This window comes from bacterium, from assembly GCA_016716565.1.
Taxonomy (GTDB): Bacteria; Bacteroidota; Ignavibacteria; order Ignavibacteriales; family Ignavibacteriaceae; genus IGN2.
This window is the reverse complement of record JADJWC010000003.1, coordinates 712,028-721,835: the sequence shown is the minus strand read 5'-3', so window position 1 is coordinate 721,835 and position 9,808 is coordinate 712,028. Positions and strand designations below refer to the sequence as shown.

Here is a 9,808-nt window from a genome sequence, read left to right as displayed (position 1 = left end):
AATACCAGATAACAAATGCCAATGAAACTTAAAATAATTGTTAAACTTAAAATTGGTCATATACCTGCATGCCTCGTTACAAAATGATTCAAGAAAACTTGCCGTTATGAATATTGGAATGAGACTCATAATCATCTTTAATCCTTCTTAGCGGAAATCATAAATGACTCGCCTGCGTGAATAAGTCCCCGGAAATAAAATATCATGCCAAGAACCAAACTCGTAGCTCCGGCAATGATTATTGCAGATATTTCGAGAGTTCCATTTATCCAGAGATTACAAGAATAGATTCAAACAAAAGATCGTGTATGTGAAAGAAATATTGAAATGCTCCTGTAATATTATTCCGTCTGACATTAATATCCAGCCAGTTCCAAATGAGAGCAGCAGACCAAACATAAATGCAATGAATGAAACTCTGATATTATTGAATGTTATGCCGAGGAACATATCAACCCATTCATCTGTTTATAAACAGCCAGTGGATCACCCCCGTCAATATTTTCAAGAGTCATATTAACATGTAATTGTCGCCCCATAATAAGTCGGACAAAATCCAGAATCACCTGCAGATGAAACAATGCCAATAAGTATTGAAAGAAAAATATCGAGAAAGAAATAATTATCTTCTTATTCTATGCTTGTAAAAAGTAAGGGTGCTTCTGTATTTCCAGAATCTAAGGAATCTTTCCTTTCTTTCTTTTTTACTTTTATAGATCGACAGATGAATACGTGCGGTGAGAGAATTTAAGTATTGTGTTGTTTTGCTTCTGACAAAGTTCTCGAGTAAGAAAGATCATCGGTTAAATTTATGAAAAGATCAGCAGCTTATCAGACTTGACATTTTCTTTTGCTGCAAGAAACTGTTCAACTTCTTTCCACTTTCTCACATTCTTTAAGGAAATGTAACTTCTCTCAAATTATACCTTTCGGCTAGTTTTCATCTTCACCACTGAGTGAATTCAACTTGTAATTTCTAAGTTTTCGCGCCCATTAAGAAACGACAACTCCAATTTTGCAATGAGACAAGGACAATCACTGCCAAGCTTTTCTACTAATTTACAGGCAGCTTCTGGCTGTCCCAATCGAGAAAAGTAAGATCATCTGATGAATTTAAAACTCTTATCACCTTGTTGATTGCATCTTGTGTATTTCATTTTGTCCAGTCCATACTCTAACTGAGTGGTTTGTGATTCCTTTCTTCGTCGGAAGCTTTCCAGGTTTTTGCCAGAACAAAGCCAGCATTTAACTGATTTGCCAACATCACCCAAATATGAAGCCTCGGATTCAACTCCAACTACTTTATCAACCTTTTTATCTTCCGGGACGGGATAAAGCAATAGATTCAGCAGTTTTTACAGCTACGGGTCTTTTTAACAGTGTAGTAATATCCCGGAACATAACTTTGATCGGAAAATCCCGGATGCTCCGGATGTATTTTTTTAAGGTCTGCTGGCAAACCGTTCGCTTTTTATTAAGAAATTTGTTTAAGCTTTTTTTAAAATCATCGGTTAGTGCGGCTCATTGTATTTGGACCGATACAATATTCAACTGATTCTTCGATTGATAATTCGACACCTTTCTGATCAATCTTTGTCATTATCATACTGATTCTGAGTTCGTTTTTAATTTAGACGATAAATTCAAAGAAAATTCTAATGCATTGTTAATAAGTAGTTAACGGATCCAATCTCATAAGCTCGTTTGGCTTCAATTATATCACCGGACAGTAACAATTGTTTTGCCATTCCTTCACCAACTCTAATTAGAAATGTTGAAACGATAGCAGGTATGAATCCAATTTTACTTCTGAATAAATTCAAACTTTTGCATTTTTCGCCGGCAACGATTATATCGCATACAGAAGCCAAGTCCGCACCGCCAGCGATGGCTGCTCCGCTTGCAACAATAACTGGCTTGGCGAAATTATATATCATTAAAAATAAATCGGCTAGTTCCCGGGAATCTTTTTCGTTATCTAATGATGAATAATTCCTCATCTCATTATGGTATTCAAGATCTGCACCTGCAGAAAGCTTTTCCCTCACCTGTAATAATCACGACTCCAACCGAATCATCATCACCTGCTTCCATTAGCTTTGACTTCATCTGACTTACCAATTCTGGAATAAGTGAATTTCTTTTTCAGGACGATTGAGAGTTAAAATCCCGATTTCGTTTTCGAGTTCATATTTTATCATAATTCCACCAAAATTTATTATTCAAACAAACGAACAATAAAATACATTTGCAAATAAGTTGAGAAAAAAGCAAGTAATATACCCGCTGCCACCTGAGCAAGTGTATGAACTTTTAATTGAATCCTTGACCATCCAACTAATAAAACTATAAATGAGAATATTAAAGCTATCGGTCCGAAAGCATACGTCACTGCAGCCAATGGCCCTGCAGCAACGCAGACATAACTGATTTTCCAGTATTTGTTAATTAAGATTGTAACTAACGTATTGGAAATATAACAAAACCAAAATGCGATTGAAATAATATGAACATTAAAGTTTATCAGCAGTATTAATCCAATTAAATAAAATCCGACTGAGATTAAAAATGGCACTGTTCTCTCCTCTTTTATTGAAGCATCCAGGTCAACAAGTTTTTTTCGCTTTCGAAGAACAACAAATAAAATGATCGGTGCCGCAAATCCTAACAAGACCGCAACCATAATTGTGACCATTATTTTCAAAGATTCTGTTTCAATTGTAAAAGCAAAGATTGTGAAAACGATTATGGTAAATGAAGGAGGGACAAAGAGAGTTGAGATGAACCTTGCGAGCTTTTCTGTTTTACTTTTTGTCATGCTGAATTTATTTCAGCATCTTTAGCTGATTTGATTGAGACCCTGAAACGAATTCAGAGTAACATTGAGAGGTACACTCAAACTATTTCAACCTCCTTTTTCAACGAGTCCAGATACTTCAGCAACGCATCTTCAACAGGAATATATTCAGTTAATATCATTAAGTCAGCTCGTATCCTTGCTGCACCATACATGCCCCTCTGATAACCGGCATAAAACTTTCGATGCTCTAATACTCCCCTCTTCTCTCCCTTTACCTGTACCGCAAGTTTAAGATGTTTGAGACAGGTTTTTATTCTCATCTCCTCATCAACAATGGTTGTAATAGTACCGGTTGATAGAAGTTCTTTTGCTTCTTTAAATATCCACGGATTACCAATTGCACCACGTGCAATCATGATTCCATCAGCACCAGTTTCATCAAAAGCCCTTTTTACGTCTTGTGCAGTTAAAACATTTCCGTTAAGGAAAACAGGAATCTTTACTACTTCTTTGACTTTCGGAATCCAAGTCCAATCTGCATCGCCACTATGACCAACTTTCCTCGTTCTGCAGTGGACAGTCAAGGCAACAGCACCGGCATCTTCCATTCTCTTGGCTACTTCAAGAATCTGGATACTGTTTTCATCCCAGCCCAATCTTGTTTTTACAGTTACTGGTAATGAAGTCGAATCCACAACTGCTTTTACTAATTCTTGCATATATGGAGGATCTTTAAGTAGAGCAGAACCAGCACCGCAGCCGACAACATTTTTTACCCAGCAGCCAGCATTAATATCAATCAAATCAGGATTTTCTGCTTCTGCAATTTTAGCAGCACCGACCATTGATTTAATATTTGCACCATAAATCTGAATTCCAACCGGTCTTTCTTCTTCAATAATTTTTAGCTTCTGATGAGTTTTTGCATTTGCACGAATTAATCCTTCTGAGTTTACAAATTCGGTGTAAACAATATCAGCACCCAATTCTCTGCAAACCAACCTGAAGGAAATGTCCGTTACATCTTCCATTGGTGCGAGGAGGATGGCTTTATCTAGTTCTATGTTATTAAGCTTCAACATTACTTTATATATATCGACATTGTAAAGATAATTAATAGATGATAATTTTTAATGGTAAGAATAAAGCTAAATCTACATCCCAACTTTTCTTGGGATATAAATAACTGTGAACAGGAAGACCAAAAACATAAACACTCCACCAGTTAAAAAAGGAAACTGATATCCTAAAAACTCAAAAGCAAAACCTCCCCACAGAGGACCCATAACTCTTGCCAATGCAGATAAGGATTGATTTACTCCCAGCGTAATTCCCTGTTCTTGATCCGGAGTTACATCCGAGATTAAACTGAGTAACGTAGGCTGAAGCATACCTGTACCAATCGATAGAAAACCTGAGATTAAAGCAAGACCTAGAAAATTTCCTCCATAAGGAATGAGTCCAAGTCCAATACTGATAATCAATGAACTTACTTTTAAAATATTTTTTTTCGTCATCATCTTATCGATATGACCTATCAATCCTCCTTGCACAATTGCTGAAACTAATCCAGTTATTCCAAATAAGTATCCGTTTTGCAAATCGGTTAGTCCGTAAACCTGGATTCCAAGAAGTGCAAATGTTCCGTAAATATTTGCGAATGAAAATATTAGTACGAAAAACAGAACAATAAATATTGCCCTGCTTGGTTCACTAAATACTTTTTTTAAAGCTGCTATGTCTAACAGTTTTCTTCTCGTGAGAATTGATTCATCTGTCGTGGCTTCGCTCTTCTTCAATGACTCTGGTAGAAATATCATCGTAACAATAAAAGCAGCTATTGAAAACCCACCTGCAACTAAACCGGTCATCATATATCCATATTCGGCGAGGAAACCACCGATGAGCGGACCAAAAACAAATCCTAACCCGAAAGCTGAACCGATCAATCCCATTCCCTTTGAACGGGTTTCTTTTGTAGTAACATCCGCAATATACGCTTGTGCAACCGCGATACTACTGCCGCCAATACCGGCTATTATTCTGCTGAAAAGAAGCATAATGTATGAGTGAGTGAAAGCAAAAATCACGTAGCCGATAGCGTTAATAAAAAGACAAGCTACGATTACCGGTTTTCTTCCGTGCTTGTCAGAATATTTTCCCAATATTGGATTGAATAAGAATTGAATAAACGAATATGCTGCAATTGCAATTCCAATTGCTGCTTCATCAACTCCGAGTTCTTTAACTGCAAATGATGGTAAAATTGGAATTAGTATTCCAAATCCAAGAAGATCAATGAATGCTGTTATGAATATTAAAATGAGTGCAGATTTATTTTTCAAATATTTATTCCGGTATTTTCCGAATCATTCAAAAATCAATTTGATGGCATTACTTGTTTGTTCAGCCAGAAGTACCAATTCTGATAAGCAAGACGAGCATCACCATTTTCATCATATAATCCAGTGTCCTTCCAGACTTTGTAGATATCATCTGGAGAACCAATTGCCTGCCATAATGCATCATAATCACGGAGAACAAAATTCACAACAAATCTCAGATCATTTTCTTCAGCTTTATTCAGCATTAAAGTTAAGTACTGATTTTGCTTTTGCGGTGAACCGTTCAGAACGATAGTTCCTCCATAGACAGTTATTGAATCAGCAGCATAACCGGTTTCACAAATAGCAATTGGCTTAGTAAAATTTGAGAATATTTTATCTAACATATCCGATGGAATTGTATCGCACAAAAAACTTGTTAAATAAGGATAAAGTGAAACTCCACAATAATCGGTAAAATTTGTTATATCATTAAGAACCTGCATCTGCTGTGAGTGATTTGCATTTGTATACCCTTCCACAAGATCCATTCCGGTAAACGAAACAAATATTGGAAAGTCCGGATCCAGAATTTTTAACTGTTGATATACATACTTGTGTAAATCCAAATATTTGTCCCACAATTCCGGTGCTTGAACCATTAAAAGATTTACTTCAATCCCTATTACAAAAAAATCCGGATTGAAATAATCCATTATGCGAACACAATAGTTGAAATAAGCCTGTTTGACATCAGGATGATTGAATGATATTGTATCCCATGGTGGAGGCAGTGGCAAATCTCCTGTTTCAGCTTTGTAGGGAGCCAAACCATCCCTTAAAAATTTAATAGGTGTAACTGACAGAAGAATCTTATGTGAAGCAGGTGTCCGCGATAACCTGTACTGCCAATCGTTCATAATATTGATATGAAAATCTGCACCGCTCAAAGCTTCGGGCCACGGTATTCCGTCATCAAAATGATGAGATATAAGATCTGCGTCAGTAGCTAGTTTGTCGTACACATATTCCACTGCTGCACTACTGATATCGTAAGGAAAAGGAGTGAAGCCCATGTAAAAGCTTCTTGTTGCCTGAGGAGGAGGATCGACAATAGGATTTTCTTCTTTAGTACAGCTTACGATGATCAGAATAAATAAAATCAAACCTAATAAAATAATTGCTAGTTTCATTTCACTAACTTTATATTGGAATTTGTTGAGTACTTATGAATAATCTCTTTAGTATCGCTGAAAGCTTCATTCATTAATTTTCTATCATGATCATTTAGATAATAATAAGTGGAATCTTTAGAATTCTGAGATGGTAAAATAATATATTCTCTTCCTTTTTCTGTTTGACCTCGGAACACCCACGTTGGCAAATAATTAACTTCACTAATATAGATGGAATCACTTAAAATATTTTTTGATATTTCTATATTTAGAATTACTCCCGCATCAGAATAACGCCACCTTTGATTTGAAATAAAATTCCCCATAGAATAAGCAACAAATCCTGAATCAATTTTAGTACTATCAGTTTTAAAAATATCTACCGGTTGAATTACGTGCGGATGACCACCGATAATAATATCAGCTCCAAATGAAATTATTTTATCTACAATTTCTTTTTGGTAATCACTTGGTTCTCTGTTGTATTCCGGACCATAATGCAGGTGAACAACAACTATATCCACTCCCTTTTCTCTTGCTTTTGTAATATCGTTTCGGATTAATTCTTCATCGATCAGATTTATGATGAAATCTTTTCCTTTAGGAATAGGCAGACCGTTTGTGTTTTCACTATATGCAAGAATCGCAATTTTGATTGAGTTAATTTGAAAAATTCTGAGCGAATCTCTGTCTTCCTTGGATAAAAAAGTTCCGGTTGAATGCATTTGATATTCATTCATTACCTCTATTGTTCTTTTTACTCCATCCCAGCCCTGATCCAGAGCATGATTATTTGCAGTAATGAGAAAATCAAATCCTGCATCTTTGAGAGCGTAAATAAAATCATCAGGAGCATTGAAATATGGATAACCACTGTAGCCTTTATTTTTACCAGCTACTACTGTTTCAAGATTTCCGACTGTTAAGTCCGCGGAAGAAAGATATTTTTTAACTTCCCTGTAAACACCTGTGAAATCGAAAGTATCGACTCCAACCTTTGCATAATTAAATTGAGTTGAATGGCACATAAGATCACCAACGAAGCAAAGTGTGACCGTAACCGTTGAATCTTTTTTCGCGGTAAATTCAGCTTTTTCCAGTTCATTGTGATTGAAAAAGAAATGCTGAAAAGTCACAGTTATACTGAAAGTTATTATTGCTATAAAATTTTTCATTTGTTCTGATTGAATATAAACAGCAGAATTATAAATATTGCTTTACATAAAAAAGGCTGGATCAATTTCTTAACCCAGCCCTCAAATAACAAAGAATAAGCTGAAGGAAATTATCCTTTAGCAGCTTTTCTCTGAGCTTTTACATCCTGCACGTCTTTGCGTACGTCCTGGCAAAGTTTTCTAAGATCACTTAAGCCTTTTCTTACGCGTGTACCTGCAGCGGATTGTCCTTTCTCATAGAATTTATGAAAATCGGTTTCCAATCCTTGTACGAACTGAACCAATTGATTGAATTTATCCATTGTTACCTCCATCATTTGTGGTTGATATATAGTTAGTTAGATCTTTCAAGTATAATTTCCGCAATGTCTTTTACTTTGACTTCTTCAGTTTTTTCAAAATGTTTTACTCCATCAGTCATCATTGTCATACAAAACGGACAAGCAGATGCAATTGTATCGGCTCCAGTTGCGAGTGCTTCCTTAGTTCTTTCTTCATTGATCCTTCCTCCTTCATCATCTTCAAGAAACATTCTTCCGCCACCTGCACCGCAGCAAAATCCCCTGTCTTTATTTCTTTTCATCTCAATTAAATTAATTCCATCGACTGCTGTAAGACTTTTTCTTGGTGCGTCGTAAACTTCATTATATCTTCCTAAGTAGCAGGAATCGTGATAAGTCATTTCACTCTTTCCATCATTCTTTAAAGTGATTTTTTTTGAAGCAATCATTTCATCAATTAATTCTGTGTGATGAAATACTTCAAAGTGTCCGCCAAATTGCTTGTACTCATTTTTTAATGAATGATAACAATGAGGACAAGCAGTTACAATCTTGTGAACTTTATAATGGTTAAGAGTTTCAACGTTTTCCATCATGAACATCTGAGCTAGATATTCATTACCAAGTCTTCTTGCAGTATCACCATTACATTTTTCCTGAGTGCCGAGAATTCTGAATTCGATGCCTGCCTTTTGCATAAGCTTGGCAAAAGCCTGCGAAACTTTTTTATATCTGTCATCATATGAACCGGCACAGCCAACCCAAAATAAATATTCGCAGTTTGAGTCTTCAGCCATTGTTTTTACTCCAATTCCTTCAGCCCAGTTTGCTCTATCAGCAGGATTGAAAGCCCAGGGAGTAAAATTGGTTTCAAGACTTTTGAAAACATTATTCAATCCTGAGGGAAATTGCGACTCAGTTAAAACTAGGTTTCTTCGCATATCAACAATACTGTCAAGATGTTCAATCATTACAGGACATTCCTGAACACAAGCCATACAAGTTGTACATTGCCATAAAACTTTGTCTGTTACATAATCATGAACAAGAGTTTTTTGAAAAGTTTCACTTTCAGATATTCCATTTGCTAATAATGGTGCTTTGTCTTTTGTTCTTTTTCTTATGTTTACAATTATTTCCTTTGGTGAGAGTGATTTACCAACGGTATTTGCAGGACACGCATCAGTACATCTTCCGCATTCCGTACAAGTGTATCCATCTAATATTTGTTTCCAGGAAAAATGCTCAATATCAGAAGCACCAAATGATTCAGCGTTTTCATCTTCAAGATTGAGATGCTTGATCGTATTTCTGATAGGATCAAGATTCGCGAAATAAGTATTTGGGATCGAACTAAATACGTGAAGATGCTTTGAGTATGGAAGCAAATTCATGAATCCAAATATTGTCAGGATATGGATCCACCAGTAAACTTCATAAGCAACTGAAGCACCCGTTGAAGGATTATCGAAAAAAATCGGAGCTAGAGCAGCTGAAACGGGTCGGACTTCATAACTATGCAGAACAAAATCATTTTTTGCAATTCCTGCCATATTCTGGAACATCATTGAAACAACAACAATTAGTATTAGTGTCAAAATTAATGTTGCATCAAGTGAAGCTGCTTTATCAACCTGGAGTCTTGGAATACTAAATACATATCTTCTTAGAAGAGCTGCAAGAACCGCAATGATCACGAGAAGACCAAACACATCCTGAATAATCGTTATAACTGAATAAATCAGTCCTAAAAATGAAAGATTAAATGGTGAATAAAATCCCTGAATAATTGCTTCAATTACAGCGAACAAGAACAAGACAAATCCCCAAAAGATGAGAAAGTGAACTGTGCCAGCAGCAGGATCTCTGAGCAGTTTTGATTGAGCAAAAGCAATTTTAAGAACATTTTTTATTCGTCTTCCAGCTTGATCAAACCTATGGTCTTTCTTCTTCGCAACTTTCATGTATAGAAAAAGATTTCGAAGGCTCCAGGTAAGAAACCCGAACGCAGCGAGAAAGACGAGGATGAAGATGATGTTTTTTAGTGTCATCG

At 36.0% G+C, this 9,808-nt stretch carries 10 protein-coding genes; all 10 read right to left on the bottom strand.

The genetic code is table 11. The annotated features are described in order from the left end of the window. Window positions 1-276: 276 nt before the first annotated feature. The 10 genes from IPM14_15305 to IPM14_15260 all read right to left on the bottom strand — a co-directional run bounded on the left by IPM14_15305 (window position 277) and on the right by IPM14_15260 (window position 9,806). Window positions 277-450: a hypothetical protein gene (locus tag IPM14_15305; protein ID MBK9099448.1), complete on the bottom strand. Its 174-nt coding sequence runs from the start codon at window positions 448-450 to the stop codon at window positions 277-279. Between the two features lie 650 nt (window positions 451-1,100). Beyond that, window positions 1,101-1,340, bottom strand: coding sequence for a hypothetical protein (locus tag IPM14_15300; protein ID MBK9099447.1), 240 nt, complete (start codon window positions 1,338-1,340; stop codon window positions 1,101-1,103). 315 nt (window positions 1,341-1,655) lie between these two features. After that, window positions 1,656-2,048, bottom strand: coding sequence for a hypothetical protein (locus IPM14_15295; GenBank protein MBK9099446.1), 393 nt, complete (start codon window positions 2,046-2,048; stop codon window positions 1,656-1,658). 170 nt (window positions 2,049-2,218) lie between these two features. Next, window positions 2,219-2,818: a hypothetical protein gene (locus IPM14_15290; protein ID MBK9099445.1), complete on the bottom strand. Its 600-nt coding sequence runs from the start codon at window positions 2,816-2,818 to the stop codon at window positions 2,219-2,221. Window positions 2,819-2,895: 77 nt separating this feature from the next. After that, entirely contained in the window at window positions 2,896-3,882 is a 987-nt protein-coding gene (gene dusB / locus IPM14_15285) for a tRNA dihydrouridine synthase DusB (GenBank protein MBK9099444.1), read from the bottom strand. A gap of 72 nt (window positions 3,883-3,954) precedes the next feature. Beyond that, window positions 3,955-5,145: an MFS transporter gene (locus IPM14_15280; GenBank protein ID MBK9099443.1), complete on the bottom strand. Its 1,191-nt coding sequence runs from the start codon at window positions 5,143-5,145 to the stop codon at window positions 3,955-3,957. A gap of 35 nt (window positions 5,146-5,180) precedes the next feature. Continuing rightward, window positions 5,181-6,317, bottom strand: a complete 1,137-nt coding sequence (locus tag IPM14_15275) for a hypothetical protein (GenBank protein MBK9099442.1) — start codon at window positions 6,315-6,317, stop codon at window positions 5,181-5,183. Continuing rightward, on the bottom strand, window positions 6,314-7,474 hold the full coding sequence (locus tag IPM14_15270; protein ID MBK9099441.1) for a CapA family protein: 1,161 nt from the start codon (window positions 7,472-7,474) through the stop codon (window positions 6,314-6,316). Before IPM14_15270 ends, IPM14_15275 begins: the two co-directional genes overlap by 4 nt. A gap of 110 nt (window positions 7,475-7,584) precedes the next feature. After that, on the bottom strand, window positions 7,585-7,776 hold the full coding sequence (locus tag IPM14_15265; protein ID MBK9099440.1) for a histone H1: 192 nt from the start codon (window positions 7,774-7,776) through the stop codon (window positions 7,585-7,587). A 32-nt stretch (window positions 7,777-7,808) separates the two neighbouring features. Next, a complete protein-coding gene (locus IPM14_15260) occupies window positions 7,809-9,806 on the bottom strand; it encodes a 4Fe-4S dicluster domain-containing protein (protein ID MBK9099439.1) in 1,998 nt (665 codons plus the stop codon). Window positions 9,807-9,808 lie beyond the last annotated feature (2 nt).

Excerpts from the sequence above, each read along its gene's own strand:
- IPM14_15305 (MBK9099448.1), bottom strand. The coding sequence starts at position 450 with ATGTTCCTCGGCATAACATTCAATAATATCAGAGTTTCATTCATTGCA.
- IPM14_15290 (MBK9099445.1), bottom strand. The coding sequence starts at position 2,818 with ATGACAAAAAGTAAAACAGAAAAGCTCGCAAGGTTCATCTCAACTCTC.
- dusB (MBK9099444.1), bottom strand. The coding sequence starts at position 3,882 with ATGTTGAAGCTTAATAACATAGAACTAGATAAAGCCATCCTCCTCGCA.
- IPM14_15275 (MBK9099442.1), bottom strand. The coding sequence starts at position 6,317 with ATGAAACTAGCAATTATTTTATTAGGTTTGATTTTATTTATTCTGATC.
- IPM14_15270 (MBK9099441.1), bottom strand. The coding sequence starts at position 7,474 with ATGAAAAATTTTATAGCAATAATAACTTTCAGTATAACTGTGACTTTT.
- IPM14_15265 (MBK9099440.1), bottom strand. The coding sequence starts at position 7,776 with ATGGATAAATTCAATCAATTGGTTCAGTTCGTACAAGGATTGGAAACC.
- IPM14_15260 (MBK9099439.1), bottom strand. The coding sequence starts at position 9,806 with ATGACACTAAAAAACATCATCTTCATCCTCGTCTTTCTCGCTGCGTTC.